Below are 17,072 nucleotides of genomic sequence, written 5' to 3'. Positions count from 1 at the left end.
AATGTAGGACTAAAGTCGTGACAATACAGATCCCTGGTAGAACCATTTTTTAACGACGGAATTCCAAATTATTTCCGAGGAAATGACAAGATCGATATCGAAATCACCCTCTTTTATGTCGTTTTAGTCACAAAATCCCGACCATTTAAATTTAAAATATTTGCAAAGTGGAAATCAATGTAATTGACAATGTATGATGAAAGAGCCTATATTCCATAGAGTCAGCAGATGCAGGAAACTGCGTAGATGAATTCCATAGTCATTCACAACCAGATGGTTGCTGCTCCGTGATTGGGCATCAAAAGTTCCTGCATGTCAGGAGTAAGTCTGAATGTAGGTTCAGTGTGTTGTGTTCGAGACATTCCAGTATTCTAACAAGTTATGGATGCCAGGCATAATTATGCTGATCGCTGCAACAAATGTGGAGGTAATGAATATATGGATACTGATCTGACAAATCAGTTGAACCAGACATTAAGTACGAATGGCTTGGTCTCGATTATCGTCTCTCTTTTATGTATAGCGTTGTCTTGGTGGGCTCTGCAGAATCTCAAGCTGGATTTAATCATCAGGCAGCCACGAGGAGCACAGGGAAGACTGTTACATTTGCTGCTGGCCATCATACTTGGTCATGCGGTTTCAGGCTTTGTCATTGACTATTTGTCATGGACACAAATGTTGCGTCATTTGTTTTAATGTTGAGATGGTTGGTTAATCATCTGTTAAGTTCTTCAAGCAGTCATTGTCGAATAACATCGATTGATTGTGTTAACAATTAGAGTATCAGTTGTCGGCGGAAGAATTGAGAAAAAAGTGTGACAAGGTATTGAATGAATTTGAGATGTTTATGTAAAAATGCTTGTATCGTACAATTCAACAATGTTATGATGGAAGTTAGGGAATTCACCATTGTTCACTTATTTTGTGGTTATAAACGGGATATCCGGTTGAATCCGGCTAATAATCATCCCAATCTGTTGTTCTGATGCTTGCTTGACCTGTAAGGCATTATATTTACAAGGTCGGAAGGTATTATGCACGGCACGTGGTATCATCGATATGGATCATAAACCAATTCTTTTCTGAACAGACATGAAGGGCGTTATTTGCCAGGTTATGTCGAAATTCCACACACAGCAACGGTCCCTTCTATCACAGAGGGGCTCACGTATTCCGGAATGAAGAAAAGGGAATAAAAGCGCGGAGGGAACCATGATGAGCAAATTTATCGTCCGCGGTGGCAAAAGGTTGACCGGAAGTGTCAAAGTTAGCGGCGCTAAAAATTCTGTTCTTCCGATCATCGCTGCCTCTCTCTTAGGGGAAGAAGGACAAAGCGTAATTATTGACGCTCCTCCTCTAGACGATGTGATGACGATTAACAAGGTGTTGGAATCGCTGGGAGCGGGTGTTACATACCGGGACGAAGTGATTACCGTAAATGCGGAGAAACTTACTTCCTGTGAGGCACCGTATGAATGGGTAAGTAAAATGCGGGCGTCTTTTCTGGTCATGGGGCCATTGTTGACACGTATGGGTCATACAAGAATTTCGCTTCCTGGTGGATGTGCCATCGGTACACGGCCTATTGATCAGCATTTGAAAGGTTTTGAAGCCATGGGCGCTGAGATCAGCTTGGGCCAGGGCTATATAGAAGCTCGCAGCCAAGGACGGTTGCGTGGAGCTAAAATTTATCTGGATGTGGCTTCCGTAGGAGCCACTCAAAATATTATGATGGCTGCAACATTGGCTGAAGGCGTGACTGTTCTGGAGAACGCGGCAAAAGAGCCAGAGATCGTGGATCTTGCCAATTTCCTGAACGGCATGGGTGCCAAAGTTCGTGGCGCTGGAACTGGAGTCATCCGCATCGAAGGTGTGGAGAAACTGACTGGCGTAAAACACACCGTCATTCCGGATCGCGTTGAAGCAGGTACCTATATGGCTGCCGCTGCAATTTCCGGTGGTGATGTGTATATCGAAGGTGCGATTTCAGACCATTTGGGCTCCGTCATTGCGAAGATGGAAGAGATGGGTGTAACAATCCACCCTGACGAGAATGGCGTGCGAGTGATCGCAGACCGTCCTCTTAAGGCTGTGGATGTGAAAACATTACCATACCCTGGTTTCCCTACCGATATGCAGTCCCAGATGATGGCGCTCTTGCTTGCTTCTGAGGGAACCAGTGTGGTGACAGAGACTGTTTTTGAAAATCGCTTCATGCATGTGGATGAATTCCAGTTGATGAATGCGGAGATCAAAGTGGAAGGACGCTCGTCCATCATCACAGGCAATGCCAAACTGAAGGGTGCCAAAGTAACAGCGACTGATTTGCGTGCGGGTGCCGCACTCATTATTGCGGGTCTGGTTGCTGAAGGTACAACAGAAGTGGGCGGTGTTCATCACATTGACCGTGGCTATGTACACCTCGCTGAGAAGCTTAATGGACTTGGAGCCGATATTTATCGTATTTCGGTTGAAGAGCCTAAGCTGGATGCAGTCAAAGCATCGAACGAAAAGGTTGAGGAAGAAGTACCGATGTTTAAGGTACAACCGACTTGGGCTTAACGTTAGATGGGATAATGGCTGTTGTTCTAAACCGCAATCTCAAAATATTGTGATTGACGATCCAGGAGCATGCATGCTGTCATGTAACTACAGATTTAAAAGCTAAGCCAACTGGCTTGGCTTTTTTTGTGTTCATCAATCAATTGAATCAGTACCTGATTCTATTAATAGCTGGTCCTAACTTGTAGCATAACATCGTATTCTGTGCTGATTCTGACAAAATGAAAGGGCGAGTTTTAAAGAAATGTGTTGTACAATACGAACCGGAAAATCGCGCCGGGTCAACGTTTCTCTGTTTTTAAAGTGCAGAGGTTAGTTAAAGGCAGCCCATATGAACTCCCTTCGTTTCTCTTAAATCAGGTTCTATCAGATCCGTGCAGCTCATACCCTAAACTATGGATTTGAACAAAAGGACCGGCGCTTGACCGGCCATGGACAACGGAGGGTTATATCACAATGAAAGAAGCCCGTGTACAGGTTAAAGTACCTCTTGTCCCCCGTCCACCTGGGAAGGAGCCAGAGGAGATTGCTGTTTTCGGTGTGGAACAAGACAAGCTTGCTTCCACGAACTTCAGGACCGTTTCAGGAAAATCCGTAACACCATCATCCAGTCCAGACCCGTTAATAGAGCCAGCGGGGCCGTTTGCGGGGCGTGCGCACGTACCTGTTATTGAATTGGACCAGTTCCGTCGTGTCAAACGCCGCAGAATGCGTACATTTGGCAGAGTCCCCCGATGGGGGAAAGGCACAACTCGTTGGCAGCCGGTAGCAGCTGTTTCTACATTACTGGCGCTTGCCTTGCTCATACCCGCCGTTCTGGTCTGGCCCCGGGCGGTTGATCCGGTCAAACCGATCCCTGTTCCATCAGTTATAGGTAAGGTAACGCCTCCAGCGCCTTCTCCAGCTGTACCTGTTACCTACCCTGAACCTCAAGTAAGGGTATACCTGTCTGCAACCGGTACAACGATGAATCTTCCGCTGGAGGAATATGTTACGGGTGTGGTGGCAGCCGAGATGCCAGCTGAATTCAGACTGGAAGCATTAAAGGCTCAGGCCATTGCTGCAAGAACGTTTATCGTCCGGAGGCTGGCCGCGAATGATACAAGCGGTGTGCCATCAGGAGAAGCCGATGTGACCGATACCGTGAGCCATCAGGTGTTTATACCACCAGACCAAGTGAAAGCGGACTGGACAAGATTAGGGAAAGCCAAGGAATGGGAGAAACTGCAACAGGCTGTCCGCGAGAGCCGGGATGCGGTCATGACATATCAGGGCAAGGCGATCACCGCTTCTTTTTTCTCCACGAGTAACGGATATACAGAAAATGCAGAGGATGTGTGGGGCAACCCTGTTCCCTACTTGCAAAGTGTAGCCAGTCCGTGGGATAAAAAACTGGCTCCGGGTTTTGAGGAAACGATCACAATGAGACGCAGCGAGATTCTCCAGAAGTTGAATCTTAGTGCGAGCTCTATCCCGGTGACCGCGCAGCAGAACGGTGGCTGGATGGAAGTCATGTCTACCACGCAAGGCCATCGGATCAAGGAAATGCGGATTGCAGGTACACCCTTTAGCGGACCGGAGGTTCGAAAGCTGCTAGGCCTGAGATCGAGCCAGTTCAGCTGGAAGACGGATGGGGATGAGGTCCAGATTACCACGTATGGATACGGTCATGGCGTCGGTATGAGCCAGTGGGGAGCCAATGGGATGGCACAGGAGGGTCACACTGCAACCCAGATTCTCAAACACTACTACACCGGTATCTCTTTCGGACAGGCATCCAAGATGCTGGCCTCAAAATAGGCTAACATGGAAGTCAGTTTCGACCAGACCATTTGAATTACCAACCGTTAGTCTATTAGTAGTAATGGAATGGGGTCGCTTATAATATAAAGCGAGTCCTCGCAGGCAATCTATGAAGTTGCTAAGCCGAAAAAATTAAAAGCCACAGTTTTGCTCTATTAATGAACTTAAATTATAACGCCATGTTCAATCTTACAGCCGCACTTGATAAGGATTGGCTGTTAAATCCAATCGATGTATTTCCGTCTCTCCCTTCCGGAGCTTTCAAAACTTGGGTATATCAGGCTGGATCAATAGCTACACCGGAACGGAGAGTGCAGAAAAAACCTGTAGGAGCGGAGCGTCCGCCTTTACTCCCGGATTTCACCTTTGAAGAAGGTGATAGAAGAAATCTGGGAGTAACAGTGGCCGGAAGGTTGTTCTGCACGCGGAGTGGCCCAGTGTAGCTCCTCTTTTTCACCTTATATAGCACTCTTTGAAAGCTTTGTGAAAATAATTAGAGTCGCGCGTGTATAAAAGAGTTGCACCCGGTAACACTTGTTACTGAGGTGATCAAGATGAATGAACAAAACAAAAAAACAGTCCAAGAAGAAACTCCTAAAACAACTCAAGGAGTACCGGCTAGCCAGCCCTCTTCATGGAGAAGAGCAATGTCCAAACGCTGGGTCTTCCCGGCAGCCTACATCGCAGCAGCAGGCATTATACTAACCTTAGTGTGGGTCTATCAGGGCACAGGCGAAAAAACGCTGAACTCGGACCCTGCAAGCGGGGTAGTAGAAACCGGCGCATCGGGTACGGAAGAAACTGCGGTTAATGGAGAACAGGAAAGTGTGGAAGTTGTTGCAAAGTCGGAGAATTTTGTTTGGCCGGTAGCGGTGCCGTCCGAAATTTCGGTCGTAAAACCATTCTATGAGAACGAAGGTTCAACCGAGGAACATGAAGCGGCGATGGTGCAGTACAATGACACATTTATCCCGAACACGGGTGTAGACTTGGCACGGGGCGATAACAAAACGTTCGAAGTCAAAGCAGCACTCGGCGGTAAAGTTACACGGGTGGAACAAAACCCGCTGACAGGTCAAGTTGTGGAAATCACACACAGTGATAACCTCAAGACCGTATACCAAAGCCTGGCTGACGTTAAAGTGAAACAGGATGATGAAGTGAAGCAAGGAGATGCGATTGCATCTGCTGGCGTTAACGAGTTGGAAAAAACGCTGGGCAACCACCTTCACTTTGAAGTATACGAAGACGGTCAACCGGTCAACCCGCAAGGATATCTTCCGGAAAAATAAATGATTTTTACCGCAGCAACATGACGGGCAGAGGGGATTTCTCCTCTGCTCTTTTTGTGCTTTTCAGAAAATAATGGGACCTTCGAAGCTTGTCACACCTCTAAACCGCGAATATATAGGCATGCTCCTCATATAATGTACCAAACTATCCACACAGTAGGGAGGCGGGAGCGTGCACGATTACATCAAGGAACGGACCATCAAAATTGGTCGCTGCATTGTTGAGACGAGGAATACGGTCCGTACCATTGCCAAGGAATTCGGCGTGTCAAAGAGTACTGTGCATAAGGATCTGACGGAGCGTCTGCCGGAAATCAACCCTGATCTTGCTGACCAGGTGAAACACATTCTGGAGTATCACAAATCCATCCGCCATTTGCGGGGCGGTGAAGCGACCAAAATCAAATACAAAAAAACAAGCGGTAAAAAACGTGAGGTGCTGGCTTCCGCTAAATTGTAGGGACCTGCGGCAAGACGTAGGTCAAAAAGCTCACACATGCATTGAATCCCTCCCCTGAAGTATGATATGTTAAAAGCTGGTACAGGATCGAATTATGACATCTTATCAGCCCGATTTTTACATATATATGTTGCACTTTGTCGAACGAGCGGTGACGTGATAAGGGACTCTTTTTCACAGGATACGCTGACCAAATAATATCACTTTGGGGGCTCTTTTATGTTTAGCAAGGATATCGGTATTGATCTTGGCACGGCGAACGTGCTTATTCACGTGAAAGGAAGTGGGGTCGTCCTCGATGAACCTTCCGTCGTGACCATTGAAAGCGATACGAAGCGGGTCCTTGCTGTTGGGGAAGAAGCGCGTCGTATGGTGGGGCGTACTCCAGGTAACATTGTTGCCATTAGACCGCTGCGTGACGGTGTTATTGCGGACTTCGAGATTACGGAAGCAATGCTTAGACATTTCATTAATCGTGTGGGGGCTAGAAGCTGGTACAGCCACCCGCGTATTCTGATCTGTGCACCAACCAATATTACTTCCGTGGAGCAGAAGGCCATCCGTGAGGCTGCGGAACGCAGCGGTGCCAAAGAAGTATTTCTGGAAGAAGAGCCGAAAGCGGCAGCGATCGGTGCGGGAATGGATATTTTTCAGCCGAGCGGCAATATGGTCGTGGATATCGGCGGCGGAACGACTGACGTTGCAGTCCTGTCTATGGGCGACGTAGTCACCGCCTCTTCTATTAAAGTCGCAGGGGACAAGTTCGACGAAGCGATTACCAAGTTTATCAAAGCTAAATACAAGCTCATGATCGGTGAACGTACAGCCGAAGATCTCAAGATTGCGATTGGTTCTGTTCACCCGGGTGGTCATCAGACGGAGATGGACATTCGCGGACGGGATATGGTATCCGGTTTGCCTGTTACCGTAACGGTGTCGGGAAATGAAGTGCAGGAAGCACTATGGGATTCCGTGCAATCCATCATCGTTGCAGCCAAGTCGGTATTGGAGCGGACACCGCCGGAATTGTCGGCAGATATTATTGACCGAGGTGTCGTGTTGACAGGTGGAGGCGCTTTGCTGAACGGACTGGACGAACTGTTGTCCAATGAATTGCATGTACCGGTATGGGTTGCAGAGGATCCGATGCATTGTGTCGTGAAGGGAACAGGCATTATGTTGAATAATTTGGATCAGGTGGTTAAGAAAAAGTTCTGATCTGCCGATATAAAAAGCAAAGGTTCGCCATGCTCGGGAAGCAGAACGGACAAGCAGCCATCCTGTAATGCAGGACAAGCGCTTGAGGAGAGGGGTTAATACATGTTAAGAGGTCTGTACACCGCAACTGCGGGAATGATAACGCAACAACGCCGCCATGACACCGCAACGCAGAATATTGTAAATATGAACACAACGGGTTACAAACAAGTGAACAGCGTAAGCCGTTCTTTCCCGGAAATGCTCATTACTTTGGTAGGCGGAGATGCGAATCTTCCGACAAAGCGGCTGGGCAAGCTGAACACGGGTGTGTTCGCGGAAGAAAGTTTGTCCATGAATTTGCAGGGAACCATTATGGAAAGCGGGCAAAAGAGTGACTTTGCCATTTCGTCCAATCTGGCCGTGAATGATCCGCAGACAGGACAACCTGTCCCCTTTGATTCTGCAGGCAAATTTGTACGGGCTGATGGCACGGTAACCTACCAGCCTCAGGCGTATTTTACGGTACAGGATGCAGAAGGTAATACAAGATATACACGCGATGGTCATTTCGAGGTTACAGGGACTGGACAACTCCTGAGTTCAACGGGTTCGCAAGTGTTGGATAATAATGGACAGCCGGTTGTGTTGACAGGTTCGGTAGACCAATTTAAAGTGGATGAGCAAGGTCGTCTTGTCAATGCAGACACAGGTGTACCAACAGGTGTAACATTGGGAATTAGTGTAATCGATCAACCCAACCAGCTGGTACGCCAGGGCGATGGGAATTTCAGCCTGAATGATCAGGGTGGAGCAACCGCCAGAATGATGGCTGCCGGAGATAATGTGCAGATCCGTCAGGGTTATCTGGAAGGGTCCAATGTAGATGCTTCACAAGCGACTGTGGATATGAACGCCGCATTCCGTGCGTATGAAGCGAACCAGAAGGTCGTGCAATTCTACGACCGAAGTCTGGATAAAGCCGTTAATGAAGTCGGCCGCGTATAACGCCGACATACCAATATAACCGCGTAGCGGAGAGCCAAACGCCCTTTGCGAAGCAAAGCAGAGAGGCTCACGCGAAGCGAAAGAATAAGCACATCCGAGCCTGTGCGAGGATAGTGTAGCATTATCCTAAGCGCAGCGAAGGTCTCGACAGTCCTTTGCGAAGCAAAGCAGGGAGAGACCACGCGGAGCGCCAAGCTCAAACGCAACCGAGCCTGTGCGAGGATTGCGAAGCATTATCCTAAGCGCAGCGAAGGTCTCGACAGTCCTTTGCGAAGCAAAGCAGGGAGAGACCACGCGGAGCTACCCGCCGGATAAAGAGCGTGCCCAGCTATGATTCAGCCATGTGAAACCATGGCGAGAATCATAGCTGGGCAGTCGCGGCGCACACACACCACCGTCACTTAGCAAGATCGTACCCCACGCACCCACTCCGCCTGTTTCGGGAGTTCAGAGGGCAGCGCCATCTGGGGCCCTCCCTACAAGGGAGGGTTTGGGAGGGTGAAAACAGGGAGGATAACCACCGTATGAATAATTCCATGATTAGTGCAATGGTCTCCATGACCGGAATACAGCAACGTCTGGATGTCATTTCCGATAATATTGCCAACGTGAATACGGCAGGCTATAAGAGCAAGCAAGCAGCCTTCGAGGATGTACTAACCCGAGTGCAGCAGCAACCCGATGAGTATAAGCTGGATGGACGCTCGACTCCGATGGGGTACAACCTCGGATTTGGTGTTCGGTTGGCTGATGTGACGAAGGATATGTCTCAGGGTTCGTTCAATGAGACAGGCAATCCAACAGATCTGGCCATTGAAGGTAATGCGATGTTTGCCGTTGAAGCAAATGGTGAGAAAATGTGGACGCGTCAGGGTGCATTCCATTTTGTCCCTGACACGAGACCCAAAACGAATCCCAATGCACCAGACATGATGGTATTGGTCAATGGGGAAGGCCACTTTGCATTGGATCGTCAGGGTAATCGCATTACGGCACCGAATAATAGCAAAGTAGCTTTTGATGAAAAAGGCAATCTGTTGATCCGTCGTGGGAATGCAGCTAATGCAACAATTGGAGCCCAACTGCAACTCGTAGATATCGAACGCCCGGAAGGGCTTGTGCAGTATGCAGATAACCTGTTTGGTCTGGGTGCCGGTCTGACTGAAAATGATGTATTTGGAGCCAATGCAGCTACACGTGAAGCCACTGCCATGATTCGTACCGGTTACCTGGAGCAATCCAATGTGGATTTGACACAGGAGATGGCTTTGCTGATGCAAGGACAGCGGACCTACCAACTGGCGGCACGGGCGCTGACATCCAGTGATTCCATGTCGGGTCTTGCCAACAATATGAGAGCATAAAAGGTGAATGTGATGACAGATACACAACAGCAGAACAGCAAGCCGGATAAGACGAAAGTCAAGAAGAAGAGTGGATGGCGCATCGCAAGATGGTTTCTGGTTCCGGTCCTGCTTGTTCTTGCCCTCGCTGGCGGAATGGTAGCTGGATATGTGGTACTGGGTAAACAGGATATCGGTTCCGTATTGCAGTGGAGTACATGGGAACATGTATATGATCTGGTGTTCGCTCCGTAGATTGATGATATATGTGAAAACTCCTGCGCAGGCAGGAGTTTTCTTTTTGGCGTTGAAAACAGTATAATGATGGATGACGTTTGACGTCAAAAGAGGCCTCCCCTGCGAAAGACTTTCGTCATCGCGAAGAGAGACCCCTTATCTCAACCTTCACTACTGCAGTCATGAAGGATATAACTAGTGTTAACCGAAAATATGCTTTTCATACAACATTAAATTAAAAAAACATTTATATGAGGTTCGACTTGATCATGTTGGGGTTGACGGCTTACGGGCACTAAAGTAAGTGGAGGGAACGGAATCGTTCATGAAGAAGCGAAGCGCTCGCCTTTGTCACCGAATTTTAGACCACTCTAAAATGTATCAGAAAATTCGGGGACAACAGCGATCGGAAAGAACGATCCGTAACCGGAACGACCGCCATTGCGCTTAACTTCAATCCATGATGAAGAATTCTCATATAAACACCCTGAGAGGAGATTACACTGTGCTCGATATCAAACAGATTCAAGAGATTATTCCGCATCGTCCCCCGTTTTTGCTGGTGGATAAGATTGTAGAGTTAGAAGATGGCAAACGTGCCGTTGGGTTAAAAAATGTAACCATTAACGAACCTTTCTTCATTGGTCATTTTCCAGAGTATCCGGTAATGCCGGGCGTGTTGATTACAGAAGCACTGGCACAGGTCGGTGCAGTAGCTATCCTCAATCTGGAAGGCAACAAAGGCAAAATCGGCTTTTTGGCGGGACTGGATAATTTCCGATTCCGTGGACAAGTTGTGCCTGGAGATACGTTGATGCTGGAAGTGGAGATCACGCGTCTCAAAGGTTCAATTGGTAAAGGCAAAGCTACCGCCAAAGTAGGCGATAAAGTCGTGGCTGAAGGCGAAATCATGTTCGCCCTGTCTGACCCAAGCTAAGGATTATATTCATTGATGGGTAATTGAATTTATATAGAAGGAAGGGGCTTGCAGGAATGGAACAGTTAAGCACAGCAGCAGCACAAACATTGCAGCAATGGTTGGAGGATGCTTCGATTGATGAAGCGACGAAACAGGAGCTTCGTGATTTGCAGGATCAGCCGAAAGAGCTGGAGGATCGTTTCTACAGAAATCTGGAGTTTGGTACAGGTGGATTGCGTGGTGTGATCGGTGCCGGAAGCAACCGGATGAACCGTTATACTGTAGGTCGTGCGACGCAGGGGTTTGCGCGTTATTTGCTGGAGCAGCATGGTGACAAAGAAGGTAAACCTTCTGTCGTGATCGCGCATGATTCCCGTCATTTCTCACCGGAGTTCACACTGGATGCTGCCCTAGTTTTGGCTGGCAATGGCATTGTGGCTAAGCTGTTTACATCCCTGCGTCCTACGCCTCAACTGTCATACAGTGTGCGCCATTTGCAAGCAACCGGTGGTATTGTGGTGACAGCCAGTCATAACCCTCCTGAATACAATGGCTACAAAGTGTACAACCATGAAGGCGGTCAACTGGTACCGCATGAAGCGGAGAAAGTCATCCAATACATTCAGGAAGTTCCTTCCCTCGCGGATGTGAAGAAGCTGACACAGGAAGAAGCTGAAGCCCAAGGATTGCTCGTATGGCTTGGGGAAGAGGAAGATCAGGCATTTGTGGATACAGTTGCAAGCCTAAGTCTCAGTCGTGACCTGATTCAATCCGGCGTCGGCCGTGATTTCAAAATCGTCTTCACTCCACTGCACGGAACAGGTAATGTGCCTGTACGCCGTGTGTTGGAACAGATCGGTTTTGAGCAGGTTCACATTGTGGCAGAACAAGAGCAGCCGGATGCTGAATTCTCCACAGTGAAATCCCCTAACCCGGAAGAGCGCGAAGCGTTCACGCTGGCGATGAAGCTGGGTGAATCTGTAGGTGCGGACATTCTGATCGGTACAGACCCGGACGCAGACCGCATGGGTGCAGTAGTGAAAGACAACGACGGCAAATATTTTGTGCTGTCCGGTAACCAATCGGGAGCCATCATGGTGCATTATGTGCTGAGCCGCTTGCAAGAGACAGGTAAATTGCCGAAAAACAGTGCGGTTGTCAAAACGATTGTAACGAGCGAGATGGGAGCAGTCATTGCTGAGCATTACGGTGCAGAAGTGATGAACACTCTGACAGGCTTTAAATATATCGGTGAAAAAATGAACCTGTTCGAAGCAACCGGCAGTCATACGTTCTTGTTCGGTTACGAGGAGAGCTATGGTTACCTGGCAGGCAGCTACGCACGTGACAAGGATGCTGTTCTGGCTGCAATGCTGATTGCTGAAGCAGCTGCTTATTATAAAAATCAAGGTAAAACCCTCTATGATGTTCTGCAAGAGCTGTACAGCCAATTCGGCTACTTCTTGGAGAAGCTGGAATCCCGTACACTGAAAGGTAAAGACGGCGTAGCTCAAATTCAGGCGAAAATGACCGACTGGCGTTCTAATCCGCCACAAGAAGTTGCAGGCATCGCTGTACAAGATGTGCTGGATTACTCCCTTGGCCTGGACGGCTTGCCTAAAGAGAATGTGCTGAAGTATATTTTGGCAGACGGATCATGGTTCTGCCTGCGTCCTTCGGGAACAGAGCCGAAGATCAAAGTATACTTCGCCGTGCGCGGAGAGAGCCTGGAAGATGCGGAAAGCCGCATCGAACGTCTGGTTACTACGGTGATGACGCGAGTAGATGCACAATAAATACGAAGCAGCACGGAGCAATAACATGAGAAAGCCTCTCCGCACCGTAAGGTTGGTTGGCGGAGGGGCTTTTCTTTTAGGTAAAAAAAGATGAAAGTCTCGTCGATTTGGGATGAATTGCGGATAGATGCACGTTTGTTGACACAAGCTGTTTGTATCCGGTATTTATTCACGATCTTGTAATGAAAATCATGAACTGAACGTGCATTTGGTTCCAACACTTGAGGAGGTACATGTAGTGCGTCAAAAATGGCTTTATTGGAATACCGCTTCACGGAAGTGGTTGTGGATTGTTGTCATTATCGGTTTGATTGCTTCCATCCCTGTCATCAGTGATCGGGTGCAGACGGAATCTTCCGCCAAAAAGGTGGAGCTTGTCTTCAATTATCGGGGTCTATTGGATATCTCGGCTTATCAGGCCCATCCGCAAGACTTCATGAATGAACAACTGACTCGTTTGAAAGATGCCGGAGTGACAACCATGGCAGTGTTCGAAAGTACACTGGATGAGTTGAAGAAGTCCCGCCGCTTGATGGTATATAACGGGCAGGATCTTGCGAATATGACCAAAAACGTCATTCCTGCTAATGATAATTACACGTATGTGCTGTTCACAAATGAGGAAAATGCACAAACGTATACCCCTATCATTGAACAAACATTCGCCGATCGGGAGATTCCTGTGGTTTCATGGGAATATGAAGGTCGTAGCGGCTTAATATTGCAGACTCCACCGGAGAATGCCAACATGCAGCCTTTGCAGCCTGATCCGGTTGCCGTGAAGATGCTGCGTGATAAAGGATTTTACATTTTGCCACGGATCTCGGACAGTGTTCCTTACAATCAGGAATCCATGGAACGTCTGCTTACCTTCTTCGAAGAGAATGGGGTAAAGCGCATCCTGTTTGATGGCGATGCTGTGAAAGGGTACAATGATAATGAAGAGATGAAAAGTCTCGATATGTTTGCCCAGTTGCTGAACAAGCACCATATTGGACTGGCGGCTATTGAGAATTTGAAGAAACCACAATCCGGTTTTGAGACTCTCTCTTACAAAATTGATTATAATGTAACTCGTCTGTACTCCTTAAGTGACGGGGATGCCAATCTGGATGTAGATACCATTGCTGACCGTTTTGTTCTGGCTACCAAAGACCGTAACATTCGTATGCTCTATATGAATGCTTCGCCAAGCCGGAATACCGCCAAAGCCATGATCACCAATCCGATTGATAATCTGATCAACAGTTTGAATGAGCCGGGTCATGCGATTGAACGAATGGGCAAACATGGCTTTGAACTGGGACAAGCTGAAGCATTCACGGTTAAGGATTCATCCATTCAGCGTTATGCCAAGCTGGTTGCCTTGATTGGTGCAATTGCAATGATTGCTCTTATGGTTTCATATTTTGTACCACTGCTGACATTGCTGGTATTTGCACTGGCTCTGGTAGGGAGTGCCGGATTATTCTTGCTCAAACCGACATTGCTGGAGCAAGGCATTGCTTTGCTGGTCGCAATCAGCGCGCCGACCATCGCGATGGTACTGGCGGTTCGGACAGTGAACTATCAGCAACAGCGTCAGCCAGACGCGCCTGCGGGTCGTCGTTTAGCGCAAACGTTATTTTTATATGTAAGAACATCGATTCTGTCGTTCCTAGCCGTGCCTTTTGTCATCGCTTTGCTGAACAGCATTACGTACAGTCTGGTCATCAACCAGTTCCGGGGCGTGAGTCTGTTACACTTTGCACCGATGGCGCTGGTGGCGATATATATTGTGTTTTACCGGGGTTCGGGTTCGTTCTCCATTAAGCAAGTCAAAGAACTGTTGCGTACACCGATCACCGTTGTGATGGTTGTATTGGCACTTGTTGCTGCCGTTGTTGGGTATTACTATTTGAGTCGTACAGGCAACTCGGGTTCGGTTACGCCTTTCGAGATGTTCCTGCGTGTTGTGTTGGAAGACACGTTCGGCGTGCGACCAAGATTCAAAGAATTTATGCTGGGACACCCGCTGTTTATCGTTGGCGTGTTCGCCGCTTTAAAATATCGTAAAGTCATCTTTGTGCTCATTATCGCAGCAATTGGGCAATTGTCCATGGTGGATACGTTCGCGCATATCCATACGCCTGCTGTGTTGTCACTCATTCGTGGAGTGATGGGATTGGGACTTGGCTTAATCTTCGGTATCGTTGCTGTGGGTGTGTGGCAAGTAGCGGAAGGATGTTGGAAAAAATGGTCACCACTTCTCAAAAGTTAGTCATCTCGGGATATTACGGATTCCGCAACAGCGGAGACGAAGCAGTGCTGAAGTCGATTTTGACGGCATTGGAAGAGGAGAGCCAACGGTCGAACATCACAATTGAACCGATTGTGCTCTCCGGTGACCCGGAGTCGACCACTTCAATGTACGGAGTACGTTCAGTACATCGGATGAAGTTGAAGGACGTTCGTGAAGCGATCAAGGAAAGTGACGGATTAATCAGCGGGGGTGGAAGTCTGTTGCAGGATGCAACCGGACTGAAATCCATCCCCTACTATCTGGGTGTCATCAAACTGGCCCAATGGTTGAAGAAGCCAACATTTATCTATGCGCAGGGCATTGGGCCTGTAAATCGCAAAATTTTCAATCCGATGATTCGCTCGGTCTTCAAGGCCTGCAAATATGTATCAGTTCGGGATGAACAATCTGCGGATTATCTGCGAGGACTGGGGTTGCAGTGGAATCAGATTCATGTCGTTCCCGACCCGGTGATGGGCTTGCCTTTGCCAGAACTGAAATCTCCAGAACCATCATCTAATGCTCAGGAGATCACAGTGGGTGATCAAGCTGTTGATCTTAATGCAGGGGATGTAATTGCAGATAAAACAAGCGTTCATACGAAGCTCCCGGTTGTCGGTGTATCCGTACGTTTCTGGGAGTCAGATCGTAAAGAACTTACAGCGATTGCTGCTGGACTTAAGAAGCTCTGCTCCAAAAAAGCCGTTCACTTGCGCTTTATGCCATTTCACTTACCGATTGATGAGCAGGCTTCACGTTTTGTCATGGAAATGCTCGGTGATTTGGGTAACAAGGGTAGCGAAGTAAGTATTACCAAGGATCTCACTGATCCGCAGCTGATGCTGCAGGAAGTCAGCAATTGTGATGTCGTTATCGGCATGCGTCTGCACAGTCTGATCTATGCAGCATCACAGTATGTTCCACCCGTTGGTATCTCGTATGATCCGAAGATCGATCAGTTCATGCTGCGTCTGGATAGTGAAACCGTGGGCAGTACGGATGCGCTGGATGGGGATAAACTGGCGAAGACGGTGGCTAACCTGTTGGATCAGCGTTCACAGTGGCTGAAGGAACATGAAGAAAGCATTACTGAATTGAAGCAGGAAGCCAGAGTGCCTGCACAGCAAATTATTAACTATTTAGGCCGCAAAGGGTGAATTAAAATGAATCAGACCGGACCGATACCTACCGTTTCGATCTATGGTATTCCTTTTTCCAAACTAACGATGAAAGAAACGGTGGAGGTTTTACGCGAAGCAGTGCTCACGAAGAAGCCGCACCAGGTTATCACAGCCAATCCCATCATGGTCATGGCAGCGCTGGAGAATCCGGCGATGATGAAGGTTATGCAGTCTGCGGAAATGATTGTTCCCGATGGAACAGGTGTGGTATGGGCTGCCAATTATTGTGGAGAGCCTGTGGCTGAGCGGGTGCCTGGATTTGAGCTTTTACATGAATTGCTACGTGTTGGAGAAAACTATCGGTGGGGCGTTTATCTGCTCGGCTCTACACCTGAGGTGATTCAAGAAACAGCAGTTCGGTTACAAGAGCAATATCCGGCGATTCGAATTGTGGGCTATCGTGACGGTTATTTTGGTCCGGCTGAGGACGAGCAGGTGGTTGCCTCTATTCGTGAAGCTGCACCTGATCTGCTGTTTGTTGCACGTGGGGCAGACACACAGGAACCGTGGATTCACAAGTACAAAGATGTACTTCAGGTTCCCGTAACCATGGGGGTTGGAGGCAGTTTTGATGTGATTTCGGGTAAAACCAAACGTGCACCGAAACTGTTTCAAAAGTTAAGACTGGAATGGTTTTACCGTCTGCTTCGCGAACCTAGTCGGGCTGGCCGAATGCTTGCGCTTCCGAAATTTGCTGTCAAAGTGATGCGGGACAAAGAAAACGTGACTAAAGTCCGTTAAAATTAGGCTATTACGAGTAAAATGCACGTTTTTGCTAAAAATTGAGGTTGGCATTTCGCCTGTGATCAGCGTATAATTCGTTCTGGATTACATGTGTCGTGCTGCTTGAATTAAAAGGTTACACTGAGCAACTACGATAGCAAGGCAACCTTCCGATCGCTGTTATCCCCAGATTTCTTTTATTACCCTCTTATAAGGGTGAAATCCGGTGATAGCGTATGCTTTCGAAGTAGCTTTCTTTCAGAAAGCTTT

Annotated in this window: 15 protein-coding genes; all 15 read left to right on the top strand. The window is 48.0% G+C overall.

What is annotated here, in order from left to right:
* Window positions 1–438: 438 nt before the first annotated feature.
* Window positions 439–696 carry a DUF1146 family protein gene (locus JNUCC31_RS11700; RefSeq protein WP_062321714.1) on the top strand — a complete coding sequence of 86 codons (258 nt, stop codon included), beginning with the start codon at window positions 439–441 and terminating at the stop codon, window positions 694–696.
* Window positions 697–1,215: 519 nt separating this feature from the next.
* Window positions 1,216–2,562, top strand: a complete 1,347-nt coding sequence (gene murA / locus JNUCC31_RS11695; protein WP_082704050.1) for a UDP-N-acetylglucosamine 1-carboxyvinyltransferase — start codon at window positions 1,216–1,218, stop codon at window positions 2,560–2,562.
* A 456-nt stretch (window positions 2,563–3,018) separates the two neighbouring features.
* Complete coding sequence (gene spoIID, locus JNUCC31_RS11690; RefSeq protein WP_192271279.1) at window positions 3,019–4,362, top strand: stage II sporulation protein D; 1,344 nt, start codon at window positions 3,019–3,021, stop codon at window positions 4,360–4,362.
* A gap of 161 nt (window positions 4,363–4,523) precedes the next feature.
* Window positions 4,524–4,808, top strand: a complete 285-nt coding sequence (locus JNUCC31_RS33270) for a hypothetical protein (RefSeq protein ID WP_228469624.1) — start codon at window positions 4,524–4,526, stop codon at window positions 4,806–4,808.
* Window positions 4,809–4,919: 111 nt separating this feature from the next.
* On the top strand, window positions 4,920–5,657 hold the full coding sequence (locus tag JNUCC31_RS11685) for a M23 family metallopeptidase (RefSeq protein ID WP_192271278.1): 738 nt from the start codon (window positions 4,920–4,922) through the stop codon (window positions 5,655–5,657).
* A gap of 172 nt (window positions 5,658–5,829) precedes the next feature.
* A complete protein-coding gene (spoIIID, locus tag JNUCC31_RS11680) occupies window positions 5,830–6,117 on the top strand; it encodes a sporulation transcriptional regulator SpoIIID (protein WP_017691945.1) in 288 nt (95 codons plus the stop codon).
* A 219-nt stretch (window positions 6,118–6,336) separates the two neighbouring features.
* A complete protein-coding gene (gene mreB, locus JNUCC31_RS11675) occupies window positions 6,337–7,335 on the top strand; it encodes a rod shape-determining protein (protein ID WP_192271276.1) in 999 nt (332 codons plus the stop codon).
* Window positions 7,336–7,437: 102 nt separating this feature from the next.
* The gene (locus JNUCC31_RS11670) at window positions 7,438–8,322 is read left to right on the top strand and encodes a flagellar hook-basal body protein (protein WP_192271274.1); all 885 of its coding nucleotides are present in this window, start codon (window positions 7,438–7,440) and stop codon (window positions 8,320–8,322) included.
* 524 nt (window positions 8,323–8,846) lie between these two features.
* Window positions 8,847–9,686 carry a flagellar hook-basal body protein gene (locus JNUCC31_RS11665; protein ID WP_192271272.1) on the top strand — a complete coding sequence of 280 codons (840 nt, stop codon included), beginning with the start codon at window positions 8,847–8,849 and terminating at the stop codon, window positions 9,684–9,686.
* 12 nt (window positions 9,687–9,698) lie between these two features.
* Window positions 9,699–9,920 (top strand): DNA-directed RNA polymerase subunit beta, encoded by a 222-nt coding sequence (locus JNUCC31_RS11660; protein WP_192271270.1) that lies wholly within the window; start codon window positions 9,699–9,701, stop codon window positions 9,918–9,920.
* A 487-nt stretch (window positions 9,921–10,407) separates the two neighbouring features.
* Window positions 10,408–10,839: a 3-hydroxyacyl-ACP dehydratase FabZ gene (gene fabZ / locus JNUCC31_RS11655; protein ID WP_063567749.1), complete on the top strand. Its 432-nt coding sequence runs from the start codon at window positions 10,408–10,410 to the stop codon at window positions 10,837–10,839.
* 56 nt (window positions 10,840–10,895) lie between these two features.
* Window positions 10,896–12,617: a phospho-sugar mutase gene (locus tag JNUCC31_RS11650; RefSeq protein WP_192271268.1), complete on the top strand. Its 1,722-nt coding sequence runs from the start codon at window positions 10,896–10,898 to the stop codon at window positions 12,615–12,617.
* A 238-nt stretch (window positions 12,618–12,855) separates the two neighbouring features.
* Entirely contained in the window at window positions 12,856–14,877 is a 2,022-nt protein-coding gene (locus tag JNUCC31_RS11645) for a DUF5693 family protein (protein ID WP_192271266.1), read from the top strand.
* Window positions 14,853–16,055 (top strand): polysaccharide pyruvyl transferase CsaB, encoded by a 1,203-nt coding sequence (gene csaB, locus JNUCC31_RS11640; protein ID WP_192271264.1) that lies wholly within the window; start codon window positions 14,853–14,855, stop codon window positions 16,053–16,055. The genes JNUCC31_RS11645 and csaB overlap by 25 nt, the downstream gene beginning before the upstream one ends.
* Window positions 16,056–16,061: 6 nt before the next feature.
* On the top strand, window positions 16,062–16,820 hold the full coding sequence (locus tag JNUCC31_RS11635) for a WecB/TagA/CpsF family glycosyltransferase (protein ID WP_192271262.1): 759 nt from the start codon (window positions 16,062–16,064) through the stop codon (window positions 16,818–16,820).
* The last annotated feature ends 252 nt before the right edge of the window (window positions 16,821–17,072 follow it).

The sequence above is a fragment of the Paenibacillus sp. JNUCC-31 genome (genome assembly GCF_014844075.1).
Lineage (GTDB): Bacteria > Bacillota > Bacilli > Paenibacillales > Paenibacillaceae > Paenibacillus.
This window is presented reverse-complemented; position numbering and strand designations above follow the sequence as displayed.

Excerpts from the sequence above, each read along its gene's own strand:
- JNUCC31_RS11700 (WP_062321714.1), top strand. The coding sequence starts at position 439 with ATGGATACTGATCTGACAAATCAGTTGAACCAGACATTAAGTACGAAT.
- JNUCC31_RS11650 (WP_192271268.1), top strand. The coding sequence starts at position 10,896 with ATGGAACAGTTAAGCACAGCAGCAGCACAAACATTGCAGCAATGGTTG.
- JNUCC31_RS11665 (WP_192271272.1), top strand. The coding sequence starts at position 8,847 with ATGAATAATTCCATGATTAGTGCAATGGTCTCCATGACCGGAATACAG.
- JNUCC31_RS11635 (WP_192271262.1), top strand. The coding sequence starts at position 16,062 with ATGAATCAGACCGGACCGATACCTACCGTTTCGATCTATGGTATTCCT.
- JNUCC31_RS11685 (WP_192271278.1), top strand. The coding sequence starts at position 4,920 with ATGAATGAACAAAACAAAAAAACAGTCCAAGAAGAAACTCCTAAAACA.
- JNUCC31_RS11660 (WP_192271270.1), top strand. The coding sequence starts at position 9,699 with ATGACAGATACACAACAGCAGAACAGCAAGCCGGATAAGACGAAAGTC.
- JNUCC31_RS33270 (WP_228469624.1), top strand. The coding sequence starts at position 4,524 with ATGAACTTAAATTATAACGCCATGTTCAATCTTACAGCCGCACTTGAT.
- JNUCC31_RS11670 (WP_192271274.1), top strand. The coding sequence starts at position 7,438 with ATGTTAAGAGGTCTGTACACCGCAACTGCGGGAATGATAACGCAACAA.
- csaB (WP_192271264.1), top strand. The coding sequence starts at position 14,853 with ATGGTCACCACTTCTCAAAAGTTAGTCATCTCGGGATATTACGGATTC.
- spoIID (WP_192271279.1), top strand. The coding sequence starts at position 3,019 with ATGAAAGAAGCCCGTGTACAGGTTAAAGTACCTCTTGTCCCCCGTCCA.
- mreB (WP_192271276.1), top strand. The coding sequence starts at position 6,337 with ATGTTTAGCAAGGATATCGGTATTGATCTTGGCACGGCGAACGTGCTT.
- murA (WP_082704050.1), top strand. The coding sequence starts at position 1,216 with ATGAGCAAATTTATCGTCCGCGGTGGCAAAAGGTTGACCGGAAGTGTC.